The organism is Allobosea spartocytisi, assembly GCF_014764685.1.
GTDB lineage: Bacteria > Pseudomonadota > Alphaproteobacteria > Rhizobiales > Beijerinckiaceae > Allobosea > Allobosea spartocytisi.
In genome coordinates this window covers 66,165-80,896 of the sequence record NZ_JACXWY010000001.1, presented here as the reverse complement: position 1 = coordinate 80,896, position 14,732 = coordinate 66,165, and the positions used below count along the sequence as shown (strand labels likewise).

10 protein-coding genes are annotated in these 14,732 nt (G+C 65.8%); all 10 read left to right on the top strand.

Features of this window, described 5'->3' with window-relative positions; translation table 11 throughout:
- Positions 1 to 90: 90 nt before the first annotated feature.
- The 10 genes from IED13_RS00330 (at position 91) to IED13_RS00285 (ending at position 14,729) form a co-directional block, all read left to right on the top strand.
- Complete coding sequence (locus IED13_RS00330; RefSeq protein WP_248312395.1) at positions 91 to 1,152, top strand: efflux RND transporter periplasmic adaptor subunit; 1,062 nt, start codon at positions 91 to 93, stop codon at positions 1,150 to 1,152.
- Positions 1,149 to 2,240, top strand: a complete 1,092-nt coding sequence (locus tag IED13_RS00325) for an efflux RND transporter periplasmic adaptor subunit (RefSeq protein WP_191122984.1) — start codon at positions 1,149 to 1,151, stop codon at positions 2,238 to 2,240. Before IED13_RS00330 ends, IED13_RS00325 begins: the two co-directional genes overlap by 4 nt.
- On the top strand, positions 2,237 to 5,335 hold the full coding sequence (locus IED13_RS00320) for an efflux RND transporter permease subunit (RefSeq protein WP_191122983.1): 3,099 nt from the start codon (positions 2,237 to 2,239) through the stop codon (positions 5,333 to 5,335). Before IED13_RS00325 ends, IED13_RS00320 begins: the two co-directional genes overlap by 4 nt.
- 38 nt (positions 5,336 to 5,373) lie before the next feature.
- Positions 5,374 to 6,648, top strand: coding sequence for an alpha/beta hydrolase (locus tag IED13_RS00315; RefSeq protein WP_191122982.1), 1,275 nt, complete (start codon positions 5,374 to 5,376; stop codon positions 6,646 to 6,648).
- 245 nt (positions 6,649 to 6,893) lie between these two features.
- A complete protein-coding gene (locus IED13_RS00310) occupies positions 6,894 to 8,003 on the top strand; it encodes a phosphotransferase enzyme family protein (RefSeq protein WP_191122981.1) in 1,110 nt (369 codons plus the stop codon).
- Between the two features lie 89 nt (positions 8,004 to 8,092).
- On the top strand, positions 8,093 to 9,421 hold the full coding sequence (locus IED13_RS00305; RefSeq protein WP_191122980.1) for an aspartate aminotransferase family protein: 1,329 nt from the start codon (positions 8,093 to 8,095) through the stop codon (positions 9,419 to 9,421).
- Positions 9,422 to 9,502: 81 nt separating this feature from the next.
- The gene (locus tag IED13_RS00300; protein ID WP_038362002.1) at positions 9,503 to 9,988 is read left to right on the top strand and encodes an Lrp/AsnC family transcriptional regulator; all 486 of its coding nucleotides are present in this window, start codon (positions 9,503 to 9,505) and stop codon (positions 9,986 to 9,988) included.
- A gap of 354 nt (positions 9,989 to 10,342) precedes the next feature.
- Positions 10,343 to 12,007, top strand: coding sequence for a dipeptide ABC transporter ATP-binding protein (locus IED13_RS00295; RefSeq protein WP_191122979.1), 1,665 nt, complete (start codon positions 10,343 to 10,345; stop codon positions 12,005 to 12,007).
- Positions 12,008 to 12,038: 31 nt separating this feature from the next.
- Complete coding sequence (locus IED13_RS00290; protein WP_191122978.1) at positions 12,039 to 13,706, top strand: peptide ABC transporter substrate-binding protein; 1,668 nt, start codon at positions 12,039 to 12,041, stop codon at positions 13,704 to 13,706.
- Between the two features lie 72 nt (positions 13,707 to 13,778).
- Positions 13,779 to 14,729 carry an ABC transporter permease gene (locus tag IED13_RS00285; protein ID WP_112764150.1) on the top strand — a complete coding sequence of 317 codons (951 nt, stop codon included), beginning with the start codon at positions 13,779 to 13,781 and terminating at the stop codon, positions 14,727 to 14,729.
- Positions 14,730 to 14,732: the final 3 nt, after the last annotated feature.

Genomic DNA, 14,732 nt, shown 5'->3' with positions numbered 1-14,732 from the left:
GTTCAATTTTGACATGGGTGACCGATGCCGATGCGATGGCCGCTTCGCTTCCCTGGACGATCCACCGCCGGCCTTCTGGTTGGTCTTGCCATGGTCCTCGCTGCCTGCGGCGAGGAGAAAAACCCCTCTGCGCGGGCGCCGGTGTCCGTCAAGGCCGAGCGCGTATCCGCATCGCAGCACGCCCTGTCGGTCGCACTGACGGGCGAGGTGAAGGCGCGCGTCCAGAGCGATCTCGCCTTCCGCTTCACCGGCCGCATCGCCGAACGCTTCGTCGAGATCGGCGATCATGTCGAGGCGGGGCAGGTTCTCGCGCGGCTGGAATCGCAGGAGCAGACGGCTGACCTCGCCTCCATGACGGCCGGCGTCCAGTCGGCCGAGGCGACCCTGCGCCAGACGACGGCCGCCTTCGAGCGTCAGAAATCCCTGCTCGCCAACGGTTTCACCACGCAGACCAATTTCGACAATGCCCAGCAGGCGATGCAGGCCGCCCGCGCGACGCTCGACGCGGCCCGCTCCAATCTGGGAACGGCCAGGGAGCAGCTCGTCTATACGTCCTTGACCGCGGACGCCTCGGGCGTCGTGGTCGCGCGCAACGCCGAGGCCGGGCAGGTGGTCGAGGCGGCGCAGGCGGTTTTCACCATCGCCCGCGATGGCGAGCGCGATGCGGTCTTCGATGTCTATGAGGGGCTCCTGGCCCAGCGCCCGGCCGACGACACCATCGAGCTCGCGCTCGTCTCCAATCCGGCCGTGCGCGCGACCGGCAAGGTCCGTGAGGTCGCCCCCGCCATCGATCCCGCGACGGGAACCGTTCGCGTCAAGATTTCGATCGACGCGCCACCTCCCGCCATGACCCTGGGCGCGGCCGTCACCGGAATCGGCCGGTTCAAGCCCGACAATGTCTTCGCGCTGCCGGCGGGCGCCTTCTTCACCGAGAACGGCAAGCCCGCCGTCTGGACGGTCGACCCGCGCAGCCATGCCGCCGCGATCAGGCCGATCACGGTCGACAGCTACCGGACGGGCGAGCTGCTGGTCCGCGATGGGCTGGAGGCCGGCGACATTGTCGTGACGGCCGGCACGCAATTGCTCAGGCCGGGCCAGATCGTGAAGCCGCTGCTGCCGGATGCGCAGCCCCGCGAGGAGACCAAGAAATGAGGCGCGCGCTCGTTCTCCTCTCCACAGCGGCCGTCGTCTGCGCGCTGGCCGGCTGCAATGCCGAGGGCGACGCCACCAAGGCGAAGACGGTGCCGCGCCCGGTCCTTTCCGTCGTGGTCAAGCCGCAGGAAGACCAGGATGTCGGCTTTGCGGGCACGATCCAGCCGCGTTTCCAGACCGATCGCGGCTTTCGCGTGCTCGGCCGCCTGATCTCGCGCCAGGTCGATATCGGCGACGTCGTCGCCCCGGGGCAGGCGCTGGCGCAGATCGATCCCCAGTTGCTGGATCTTACCGTGCGCGGCAGCGAGGCTGATCTCGCCAAGGCGCAGGCGCAGCTCGCGAACGCCTCTGCCGCCGAGGCCAGGATCAGCACCCTGTTTGCCAAGCAGATCGCGAACCAGGCCGATCTCGACACCGCCAAGCAGTCCCTGGAGGCTGCAAGTGCCGGCGTGAAGCAGGCTCAGGCCAGCCTCGACAAGGCGCGCGAGCAGCGCGGCTATGCGGCCCTGACGGCGGACGAGGCCGGCGTGGTCACCAGCGTCAACGCCGAGGTCGGCCAGATGGTCACGGCCGGCCAGAAGGTCATGACGATCGCTCGTACCGACATTCGGGAGGCCGTCGTCGATATTCCCGATGCCACGGCGCGCTCCCTGCGCCAGGGCGAGCCCTTCGCGATCCGCCTGCAGGCGGATCCGTCCGTCACCGCGACCGGCAAGCTGCGCGAGATCGGCCCGCAGGCCGATGCCGCGACGCGCACGCGCCGGGTCAAGATCACGCTCGACCAGAGCGTCGATGCCTTCCGGCTGGGCGCCACCGTCACCGTGCTGCCGACGATGCCCGCAGCGGCGCAGGCAGTGTTCGACATCCCGGCCGCCGCGCTTCTCGAGCGGGACGGCAAGACGTTCGTCTGGCTGCTCGACCCGGGTACCGGAACGGTCCGCTCCTTCGCCGTCGAGGTGGCGGAACGGATCAACGGCAAGGCCCGGATCGTCGGGCAGTTGACGGCTGGCGCGCGCATCGTCGTCGCCGGCGTCAACAGCCTGTCCGAAGGACAGAGCGTCAAGTTCGATGAAGGAGCCGCCCGGTGAAGCGCTTCAACCTTTCCGATTGGGCGCTGCAGCACCGCTCGCTCGTCTGGTATTTCATGATCGTAGCCTCGCTCGCCGGGCTGTTCTCCTATTTCAACCTCGGCCGGGCGGAAGATCCCGATTTCACCATCAAGACGATGATCATCCAGGCGCGCTGGCCCGGCGCGACCGTGGAGGACGTGATCGGCCAGGTCACTGACCGCATCGAGAAGAAGCTCGAGGAGCTCGACTCCTTCGACTACGCCAAGAGCCTCAACATGCCCGGGCAGACGACGATCTTCGTCAACCTCAAGGACACGACCAAGGCCAAGGACATCCCCGCGATCTGGGTCAAGATCCGCAACATGATCGGGGACATCAAGAGCCAGTTCCCCGATGGGGTCGTCGGTCCGAGCTTCAACGACAATTTCGGCGACGTCTACGGCAACATCTACGCCTTCACCGCAGACGGCTTCAGCCAGCGGCAATTGCGCGACTATGTCGAGGATGTCCGCGCCAAGGTTCTGACCGTGCCCAATGTCGGCAAGGTCGATCTCGTCGGCGCGCAGGACGAGGTGATCTATCTCGAATTCTCGACGCGCCAGATCGCGGCGCTGGGCCTGACCCAGCAGCTCGTGGTCGACACCATCCGGGCGCAGAACGCGATCGCGCCGTCGGGCACGATCGAGGCAAAGGGCGAGCGCATCAGTGTGCGCGTCGGCGGGCAATTCACCTCCGAGGACAGCCTGCGGGCGATCAACCTGCGGATCAACGACCGCTTCTTTCGCCTGGGCGACGTCGCCACCATCAGCCGCGGCTATGTCGACCCGCCGACTTCGCTCTTCCGCGTCGACGGCAAGCCGGCGATCGGGCTGGCCATCGGCATGAAGCCGAACGCCAATCTCCTGCATTTCGGCGAGGCGCTGAAGGCCGAGATGACGAAGATCGAGAACGAATTGCCGATCGGCATCGGCGTGCATCTGGTCTCCGACCAGCCTGCCATCGTCGAGGAAGCCGTCGGCGGCTTCACCAAGGCGCTGTTCGAGGCGGTTGCGATCGTGCTGATCGTCAGCTTCGTCAGCCTGGGCATGCGGGCCGGGCTCGTCGTGGCGCTGACGATCCCGCTCGTGCTCGCCATCACATTCGTCTTCATGGAGATCTTCGGCATCTCGCTGCAGCGCATCTCGCTCGGCGCGCTGATCATCGCGCTCGGCCTGCTGGTCGACGACGCGATGATCGCGGTCGAGATGATGGTGGCGCGGCTCGAGGTCGGCGACACGCTCACCAAGGCTGCGACCTACGTCTATACCTCGACCGCCTTCCCGATGCTGACGGGCACGCTGGTGACGGTGGCGAGCTTCATCCCCGTCGGCCTCAACGGCAGCGCGGCCGGCGAATTCACCTTCACGCTCTTCGTCGTGATCGCGGTCTCGCTGCTGGTCTCCTGGGTGGTCGCGGTGCTGTTCGCGCCGCTGCTCGGCGTCACCCTGCTGCCCAAGACGATGAAGCAGCATCATGACGGGCCCGGCCGCTTCACCCGCGCCTTCAACGCGCTGCTGCGCCTCTGCGTGCGCCGGAAATGGCTGACCATCGCCGCGACCGTGCTGATGTTCGCCCTTTCGGTCGGTGCCATGCGGTTCGTCCAGCAGCAGTTCTTCCCCTCATCGGACCGGCGCGAGCTGATCGTCGACTGGACGGTGGCGCAGAATGCCTCGATCACCGAGACCCGCGCCCAGATGGACCGCTTCGAGAAGAGCGCGCTCGTCGGCGAGCCGGATATCGAGCGCTGGTCGTCCTATGTGGGCCAGGGCGCAATGCGCTTCGTGCTGTCCTATGATGTGCAGCCTGCCAGCCCGAATTTCGGCCAGATCGTCATCGTGACCCATGATCTGGCGGCGCGGGAGCGGCTGCGCGCCAAGCTCAACGACATCATCGCGCGCGAATTCGTCGGCACCGACGCCTTCGTGCATCTGCTCGACATCGGCCCGCCCGTGGGCCGTCCGGTGCAGTATCGCGTCAGCGGACCCGACATCCAGACGGTCAGGACGCTGGCGCAGAACGTCGCGAGCACGCTCGGGCAGAACCCCAATCTCGGCGACATCGTCTATGACTGGAACGAGCCCGGCCGCGTCGTGAAGGTCGATGTGCTGCAGGACAAGGCGGCCCAGCTCGGCATCACCTCCGAGACGATCGCGACGGCGCTCAACAGCATCGTCGGCGGCGCGACGGTGACGCAGGTGCGCGACAGCATCTATCTGATCAATGTCGTCGGCCGGGCGCTCGACAACGAGCGCTCCTCGATCGACACGCTGCAGAACCTGCAGATCCAGACCAGCGCCGGAAAAACCGTGCCGCTCGCTGCGGTCGCCAATTTCCGCTACGAATCCGAGCAGCCGGTCGTCTGGCGGCGCGGCCGCCTGCCGACCGTCACGGTGAAGGCGAGCGTCACGACGGCGTTGCAGCCGGCGACCGTCGTCCAGCAGCTCGCCCCGGCCCTGACCCGGATCAGCGAGACCTTGCCCGCCGGCTACAAGATCGTCACCGGCGGCGCGGTCGAGGAGAGCGCCAAGGGCCAGGGCCCGATCGTCGCGATCGTCCCGCTGATGCTGTTTGCGATGGCGACGATCCTGATGATCCAGCTCCAGAGCTTCCAGCGGCTGTTCCTCGTGGTCGTCGTCGCGCCTCTGGGATTGATCGGCGTGGTTGCCGCGCTCGTGCCCAGCGGCGCGCCGCTCGGCTTCGTCGCCATCCTCGGCGTGCTGGCGCTGATCGGCATCCTGATCCGCAACTCCGTCATCCTCGTCATCCAGATCGAGCATCTGCGCGAGGAGGGCAGGGATGGCTGGTCGGCCGTGGTCGAGGCGACGGAGCACCGCATGCGCCCGATCATGCTGACGGCAGCGGCCGCGAGCCTGGCGCTGATCCCGATCGCGCGCGAGGTGTTCTGGGGCCCGATGGCCTACGCCATGATGGGCGGGATCATCGTCGGAACGGTGCTGACGCTGCTGTTCCTGCCGGCGCTCTATGTCGCCTGGTTCCGCTTCGAGGAGCCGAAGGGGCAGGGCGAGCCCGAGACCTCCGGGCAGGAGACTGCCGCGCCTGCGCCGGCGCACTGAGCCGACGCGCGCCGCAACCTCATGGAGCCGGGTTCGAGATGATCGAGCATCGCATCGCCGCCGATCCGCGTCCTCCGCGCCGCCCGGCTTCCGCCCGGTTGCGCCTGGTGCGGGCCGTCTCGCTCTTCGCCGCCCTCGCGCTGCTCACAGCCTGCGCGACGCGGCAGGAAAGCGTCCTCCGCCCGGTGTCGGCGGCTGCGGCAGACACCAGCCGGGTCGACATCCTCGCCGTGACGACTCGTCAGGCGGCGCAGGATCCGGGCCTGCTCTATTCCGGCGAGCGCGGCGACGCGATCTCCTTCGACAGCATCGAGGTTTCGATCCCGTCCGATCGCAACCGCAGGGCCGGGGAGATCCAGTGGCCAGCGCAGGCCGAGGCGAATCCGGAGCGGGAGTTCGCGGTGCTCGGCGTCCGCAAGGCGCAGTCCGAGCGGCAGATGCTCGACTGGTTTCGCAGGAATCGCAACGCCAAGCGGCAGGCGCTCATCTTCGTCCACGGCTTCAACAACACCTATGCTGACGCCGTCTTTCGCCTCGCCCAGCTCAAGCATGATGCCGGGATCACGGCGGCCCCGATCCTGTTCACCTGGCCTTCGCGCGCCAATGTCTTCGACTATCTCTACGACAAGGAGAGCACCACCTATTCGCGGAGCGCCCTGGAAGACCTGATCATCGAGGCGTCGAAAAGCCCGGATGTCGGCGAGATCACGATCCTCGCGCATTCCATGGGAACCTGGCTCGCGATGGAAGCGCTGCGAGGCGTCGCCATGCGCAAGGGGAGCATTCCCACCAAGGTCGATAACGTCGTTCTCGCATCGCCGGACATCGACGTCGACGTGTTCCGGCGCCAGATGATCGAGATGGGGGCGAAGCGCCCGCACTTCACCATCTTCACATCGACCAGTGACAAGGCTCTCGAAGTCTCGCGCTGGCTCTCGGGCGGCGTCAACCGCGTTGGAGGCGCCGATCCCGCCCCCTATGCGGATGCGATCAAGCAACTCGGCATCACCGTGATCGACACCAGCGCCTCAAACTCGAACGACGCGCTCGGCCATAATGCGTTCGCCGACAGTCCCGAAATCATCGCCCTGCTGGGGCGGCGCCTATCCGGGCAGTCGTTGCAGTCTGATCCCGCCGATCTGGCCAGCCGCGTACAGGCCATCGCCGCCGGATCGGTCAATCTCGCCGGCTCCGCGACCAGAATGGCCACGAAGCTTCCCATGGCTGCCGTCAGCCGGCCCGGCATAAATATGCTGGGAGAACAACCGTTTGGAATGCAAGCCCGGATCATCGACGGCCGAATCAGCTACTAGGCCGCAGCTCTGTCATTGGGGGCTGCTGGCGGCCGATGTCCCGCACTCCACTGGTCGGTGTCTTGGTTGCCTCCGGCCGCGCGTCGCCGGGCCGAACATTCTGCCGAAGCCTGGGTCGGAGCGGAATTTTGCGCTCGCGAGGCCGCGATTTCGGCAGTTCTTGCGAGCGTTACGACCTTATCAAAATGGATGTGCGAACCATCCTTCAGGCGAGGTCGAGCATTGCCCACGATTGCGAGGCCGTCATGAGGACGGCGCCCGGCTCGCCGGCTTCCGATGAGGCCGACCGGCAGACGGCCGTAGAACGCAGTTCGGCGCCGGCAGGCGGGCGCGACGCCTATTTCGACGCGGCCGCGGCCGTTCTCGCCACGGCTCCCGTCGCGCTCGACGACGGTCTTCTGGCCGAGGTTCTGATGCGCCATTACGGGCTGAGCGGGCGCATCGAGCTGCTGTCGTCGGAGGTCGAGAGCACCGCCGAGGTCCTCCTTCCCGATTCCCGTCGGCTGATCCTGAAGGCATCGCCCCGGATCGAGGCGATCGACAGCTTTCGCTTCCAGTCCGCCGCGATCAGCGCGGTCGAGAAGTCGCATGGTTTCCTCTCGCCGCAGGTGATCCGGACCGTTCGGGGCGACTTGATGTTCCGGCAGGACGGGTTGTCCGGCTATCTTCAGACCCGGCTCGCGGGCCAGCCCCTCCGCCAGACGCCGATGTCTCCCGAAGCGGCTCGAGATGCGGGAGAGGCGCTGGCTCATCTCGACATTGCCCTGCGCGACGCACACGGCCTGCCCGCCGTCGACAGGCCCGTGCTGTGGCAGATCGGCTGCTGGCCCCGGCTTGCCGCGTTCCAGCGTTATCTGGCGCCGGGCCGGACGGCGGATGCGGTCCAGGCAGCGCTTTGGGACTATCTCGCCACGGTCGATCCCAGGATCGGCGCCCTCGACTGGCAGGTCACGCACAACGATCCGAGTCCGTTCAACATGCTGCTCGCCGAGGACGGTGTTGCCTTCATCGATTTCGGCGATGGCTGCCGGGGACCGCGAATCCAGGATCTCGCCATCGCGGCCAGCCACATGGTGAGCGACCCTGCGCTGCCGCTCGGCGGCGCGGAGAGCCTGATCGCCGGATACGCCTCGGTCTGCCCGCTCTCGCCGCTCGAGACCGATCTGCTCGTCGGGTTGATGAAGGCGCGCCAGAGCGCACTGATCCTCATCAACGCCTGGCGTTCGCACCTCTTTCCGGAGCATGCGGCCTATATCAATAAGAACGTCGCTCGAGCCGAGAATGGGCTGTCGATCCTGTCCCGCCTCGATAGGGAGGCCGCGCGGACGATCGTTGCCGAAGCGGCTTCCTCATGACACCCGGGGAGGCCGCGCCGTCAGCCGTCGTCGCAGTCGTTTCGCTGCTTCCCGCTCCCAACCCTCTTGCCATGTGATAGGCCAAACGGATGTCCGTCGATCTCATGCCGAACCGCTACATGCCCGGCGAAGCCGATCTCGCAGAGCGCGAGGCGGGTCTGATCGCTCGCCGCGACAAGGTGCTCGGCTCGTCCTATCGCCTTCAATATCGGCGCCCCGTTCACTTCGTCCGGGGCGAGGGAATGTGGCTGTACGACCCCGACGGCCGCGCCTATCTCGATTTCTACAACAACGTCCCCTCGCTCGGGCACTGCAATCCCGAGGTCAATGCGGCGATGGCCGAGCAGGCCGGGCGCATCAGCGCCAATACCCGCTATCTCGAGCCGAGGCTGGTCGATTATGCCGAGCGGCTGGTCGCGACATTCCCGACGGAGCTCGACCGCGTCGTCTTCACCTGCACGGGCAGCGAATCCAACGATCTCGCCTTGAGGATCGCGCGGCTGGTCAGCGGCAATGATGGCGTCATCGTCTCGTCCTACGCCTATCATGGCACGAGCGCCGCCGCCGCGATGGTCTCGCCGAATCTCGGCGAGGCGGTCAAGCTCAGCCCCTCGGTGCGCATGGTCGCGCTGCCCGGGCCTGCCGGCGTCGCGGAAGCGGAGGCGCCGGCATTCTTCGAGGCGCAGGTGAGAGCCGCGATCAAGGATCTCGACCGGCGCGGAATCGGCGTCGCGGCCATCCTGATCGACAGCATCTTCTCGAGCGACGGCGTCTGGATCGATCCGCCGGGGTTCATTGCGGGTGCCATCGCGGCGGTGCGAGAGGCGGGCGGGCTCTTCATCGCCGACGAGGTTCAGCCCGGCTTCGGGCGAACGGGCCATCATATGTGGGGCTTCGAGCGGCACGCCGTGGTGCCGGATCTGGTCACCCTCGGCAAGCCGATGGGCAACGGCTTTCCGATCGGCGGGGTCGTCGGCCGGCATGCGGCCATGGATCGCTTCGGCGCCACCGCCCGCTATTCCAATACATTCGCCGGAAACACCGTCGGCATCGCGACAGCCGACGCGGTTCTCACGATCCTGCAGCGCGATCGCATCCTCGACAGCGTCGTCGCCATGGGCGAGCGGCTGAGCCAGGGTCTGCAGCGGATCGCGGGCGCGTCGAGCGGCATTCTGGCGGTTCGCCATGCCGGTCTGTTCTTCGGCATCGACATCGGCCATGACGGCATGTCTGCATCGCAGCGGCGCGCCATGGCACTCGATGTCGTCAACGCGATGCGCGATGACGGCGTGCTGATCAGCACCACCGGGGCAAACGAGGACACGCTCAAGGTCCGTCCCCCGCTGGTCTGCCAGGCGGAGCACGTGGACCGTTTTCTCGTTTCGCTCCAGGCTGCGGTCGCCTCCTGCCCCGCCTGAACCGGGGCCGTCTTCCGAACCAGCCCCATCGTCGCCGGACTGTTTCTGGTACGCCGCTCGCTCCAGGACTATCATCGAGCCATGGGATCTCTCGTTTCACTCGACCGGTTCGACCTTAAGATCCTCGATCACCTTCAGCGCAATGGCCATTGCTCGAATGTCGAGCTGGCCGCGGCGGTCGGGCTGACGCCGAGCCCTTGCCTCGCCCGGATGAAACGCCTGCAGGAATCCGGCGTGATCCGCGGCTTCGATGCCGTGATCGACCTTGCCCGGCTGGGTCATTTCATCACGGCCTTCACCGAAATCACCATCAGCGAGCATCGGCGCGACAGTTTCCGGCTGTTCGAGGCGGCGGCCGAGCGCTGCCCGGAGATTATCGAGTGCTACAACGTGACCGGCGGATGCGACTACATCCTCAAGATTGTCGCCCCGAGCATCGCCGATTTCAGTGCGATCCTCGACAATCTCCTTGAGCTCGACATCGGCATCATCAAGTTCTCGAACCGGATCGTCCTGCGGCAGCCCTTCGAGGCGCGAAAGATGCAGCTGGCGCTGACCGGCGGATAAAGCCGGCAGCATGGTCCGGGGCAGGGCCGCCGTGCCTGTTGCCGCGTCCGGCCTTGGTGGTCGCCTTGAGACCGGGCAGGCCTGAAGATGGGTGCGCCTCTGCGATGCGCGATGATGGCCCGTTGCCCGCACTGATTCCCGAGAAATCGTGACAGCAGAGCCTGCACCGCCGCCAGCGCGTGCTTCGGCGGATAAGGGCGCGTCGCATAACTCTGCCGGTCGTCGTTCTGGCGATGCTTTCTGCTGTTGAGGTTGGCCCTTTCGACAAATTCTGCCGGAGCGGTTGGGTGACCATGGGGGATCGGCAATTACGAGCTGTCTCGATCGCAACGTCCTGAAAGGAGCCGCAGCCCCATGAGCGCTGGCAAAACGACTGGGGCTGCCCAAGATGTCGCGCTTGCGATTCGCGGCCTGACGCTCAGTCTGCCGCGCAATATGGAGCGGGCGCACGCCGTCAGCGACGTTTCGTTCGATCTGAGACGCGGTCAAATCCTCTGCATCATCGGGGAATCCGGTTCCGGCAAATCGGTTTCCGCCAATGCCGTCATGGGGCTTCTTCCTCGGTCTATCCGTGTGGCGGCCGGCGAGATCCTGCTCGAAGGACAGAATATCGTCGGCCTGCCGCCCGACAGGCTCCGCGAGATCCGGGGCAGGGTCGTCTCGATGATCTTCCAGGATCCGTTGTCCGCCTTGAATCCGCTGATGACGGTGGGCCAACAGGTTGACGAGGTTCTGGCGGTGCACGGGGTCGGAACGCCGCAGACGCGGCGCGAACGCACGCTCGAACTCCTGACCGAAGTCGGCCTGCCGAGCCCGGAGCTCACCTATCAGCAATATCCGTTCAGATTGTCGGGCGGGCAGCGCCAGCGGGTCATGATCGCGATGGCGCTCGCCCTGGAGCCCTCCATCCTGATCGCGGACGAGCCGACGACCGCCTTGGACGTGACGACCCAGGCCCAGATCCTCAAGCTGATCCGGGACATCCAGCGCCGCAAGAACATGAGCGTGATGTTCATCACCCATGATTTCGGCGTCGTGTCGGAGATCGCCGACAGCGTCGTCGTGATGGAGAAGGGGCAGATCGTCGAGCAGGGCAGCGCGGACAAGGTGCTCAAGACGCCGAGCCATCCCTATACGCAGCGTCTGATCGCCGCGGTCCCGCATCTGACGGGCCAGAACCGCCCGGCGCTCGATGTCGCCGCGAGCGAGCCGGTCCTGAAGGTCGAGGGCCTGCTCAAAACCTACCGCAGCGGCAGTGCGTTCATGGGGACCCTGCGCGAGGTCGCGGCGGTCAACGAGGTGTCCTTCGATCTGGCGGCCGGGCAGACGCTGGGCATCGTCGGCGAAAGCGGCTCGGGCAAGTCGTCGCTCAGCCGGCTGCTGCTCAAGCTGATGGACAGCGACGGGGGGCGGATCGTCTTCGAGGGGACCGACATCGCGAGGATGCCGGAACCGGAGTTCCGGCGGCTGCGGCCCCGGATCCAGATGGTGTTCCAGGACCCTTCGGCTTCGCTGAACCCGCGTTCCACGATCGGCCGGATACTGACGGTCGGACCCGTCGCGCATGGCACGCCCTATGCCGAGGCCAGGGACGAGGCCCGCGCGCTCTTGAAGCGCGTCGGTCTCGATGGTGGAGCGTTCGATCGCTATCCGCACGAATTCTCCGGCGGGCAGCGGCAACGTATCGGCATCGCCCGGGCCTTGATGTTCAGGCCGAAGCTGCTCGTGGCCGACGAGGCCGTCTCGGCGCTCGACGTCTCGATCCAGGCCCAGATCCTGAAGCTTCTCGATGACATCCAGCGCGAAACCGGCGTCTCGATGGTCTTCATCACGCATGACCTGCGTGTCGCGAGCCAGATCTGCGACGAGATCGTGGTCATGCACAAGGGCAAGATCGTCGAGCGGGGGCAGCCCTCGCAGATCTTCCTGGACCCGACTTCCGCCTACACCCGCGAACTGGTCGCCGCCATCCCCGGCGAAAGGCCAGACGGGGGCGGCCGGATCGCCTTGGCGGGCTGACAACCAAGCAACCAAAAGAGGGAAACGACAGATGACGAAACCGATTGATACCAAGGCCGGATGGTCGCGTCGCGATGCCATGCGCCTGGCCGCCATCGGCGGCCTCGGCCTCGCGGCTCCGAATCTTCTGGGTCGCCCGGCCTTCGGCCAGACCCCGCCGCAGAAGCCCGCCGGCCGCGTCGTCGTGGGCATGTCGCAGGAGCCGACCGTCCTCAACCCGCTGATGGTCAAGATCGAGGTTGACGACGGCGTGCACTTCTCGCTGTTCGACGCCCTGTTCCGGGTCGATCCGAAAGGCGTGATCCAGCCCAACCTCGCGCGCGAGGTGCCCAGCCAGCAGAATGGCGGGATTTCGCAGGACGGCCTGCAATGGCGCGTGAAGCTGCGGGACAATGTGCGCTGGCATGACGGCAAGCCGTTCACCGCCGAGGACGTCAAGTTCACGCTCGAACTGATCGTCAATCCGAAGTTCCGCAGCTGGCGTACGCTTGGACACGCGCTGGTCCGCGACATCACGATCGTGTCCCCGACCGAGATCCAGTGGCGTATGGAGCAGCCCTTCGCGCCCTATCTGTCCTTCCTGACGGAGACCTTCATCGTCCCGAAGCACGCCTTCGACGGAGAGGCGGACGTCAACAATGCGGCCTTCAACCGTGCTCCGATCGGAACCGGCGCCTTTAAATTCGGCAAGCGCGTCGCCGGCGATCATGTCGAGCTGGTGGCCAACCCCGATTATTTCGGCGAGGGGCCCTATCTCGAGCGGCTGATCTTCAAATACATCCCCGACTCGACGGTGCTCTACACGCAACTGAAAAGCGGCGATATCGACATGATCGGCCAGCAGTACATTCCGGCGAACTATTTCGAGGAGGCCAAGAAACTTCCCAACCTCGCCGTCGAGAAGGTGCTCCGGTCGAATATCGAGTCGATCTACTTCAATCTCGACCGGCCGCAGTTCAAGGAACTCGTCGTCAGGCAGGCGATCTATACGGCCATCGATCGCAAGTCGATCATCGATGCCCTCTATTACGGCATGCCGGCTCCGACCGAGACCTTCATGCCCAAGCAGTCCGCCTATTACAATCCGAACCTGCCGGTCCAGGAATTCGACCTCAAGAAGGCGGCCAAGATGCTGGAAGATGCCGGCTGGAAGAAGGGGTCGGACGGAATTCGCGCCAAGGACGGCGTTAAGCTGTCCTTCGCGAATTCGACGACGGCCGGCGATCAGCTGCGCGAGCAGCTCCAGCAGTTCGTCAAGCAGAGCCTCGCCGAGATCGGCATCGAGATGAAGATCTCGAACCTTCCCGCGGCGGTGATCTGGGGCGATTTCTGGCAGCAGTCGCAATTCGACACGGCGATCGTCGGCATCACCTTCCTGATCGGCGCGGATCCCGACGTCACCAACCGCTTCAGCTCCAAGGCCATCCCGGCCAAGGGCGGGCGCGGCTCGAACAATGCCCAATACGTCAACCCCGAGGTGGACGCGCTCCTCGAACAGGGCACCCGCACCTTCGATCCGGAGGCGCGCCGCCCGATTTACAACAAGATCCAGGAACTCGTGCGGCGGGATCTGCCCTTCATGCCGATCTACCAGACCGAGGCCGGCTACGGTCGCAAGAAGAAGATCCAGGGCTTTCAGGCCAATCCCAACACGCGCACCGAATCCTGGGATTCGGCGCATTGGTACTGGATGAGCTGAACTGCCCCCCGCGTCGCTCGCTGACATCGGCGAGCGACGCCCCTGACGGCCAACGACATTGAGGAGGGCGCGATGCGTGGTTTCCTGCTTCATCGCCTGTTCCAGAGCGCCGTGCTGCTCGTGATCGTCTCGCTGATCGGCTTCGCCACCCTCAGCCTGATGCCGGGTGGGCCGATGGCGCAGTACGGCCTGGATCCCGGGATGACCCAGGACGATCTCGCTCGCCTGAAGCAGCAGCTGGGGCTCGATCGGCCGCTCTGGGTCCAGTATTTCGACTGGGCCTGGCGGCTTCTGCAGGGCGATTGGGGAAAATCCTTCCGCGACGGGTCCGCGGTGCTGTCCGTCATCGGGCGCCACATCTTCGCGACGTTCCTGTTGATGGGAACGTCGACGGTGATCGCGATCGCGCTCGGGAGCTGGATCGGAATCCGGGGTGCCACGCACCGCCATTCGGTCTTCGACTATCTCGCGACGATCGGTGCCATGATCGCGCTGTCGATTCCGACCTTCTGGTTCGGCCTGATCGGGATCTATTTCTTCACGCTGAAGCTCGGCTGGCTGCCGGCGGGCAACATGTACACGATCGGCGACGGCTCGGTGCTGGACTACGCGCATCATCTGATCATGCCGAGCGTGGTGCTGTCGCTCGTGCATGTCGCGATCTGGAGCCGCTACATGCGAACCGCGACGCTCGATGCGATCAGCCAGGATTTCGTAAAGACGGCGCGTGCGAAGGGCGCGAGCGAGCGGCGCGTGCTGATGAAGCATGTCGTCGGAAACGCCCTGCTGCCGATGATCGCATTGGCGGGCGTGCAATTGCCCAGCATCCTGACCGGCGCGCTCGTGACCGAGACCGTCTTCACATGGCCGGGCATGGGGCGGCTGTTCCTGGATAGCCTGAGCTACAGCGACTATCCGGTGGTGATGGGCCTCCTGATCTTCTCGGCCATCATCGTCATTCTCGGAAATCTGATCGCCGACATCGTGATCGCCTTCGTCGATCCGCGGATCCGACTGGCCTGAGCG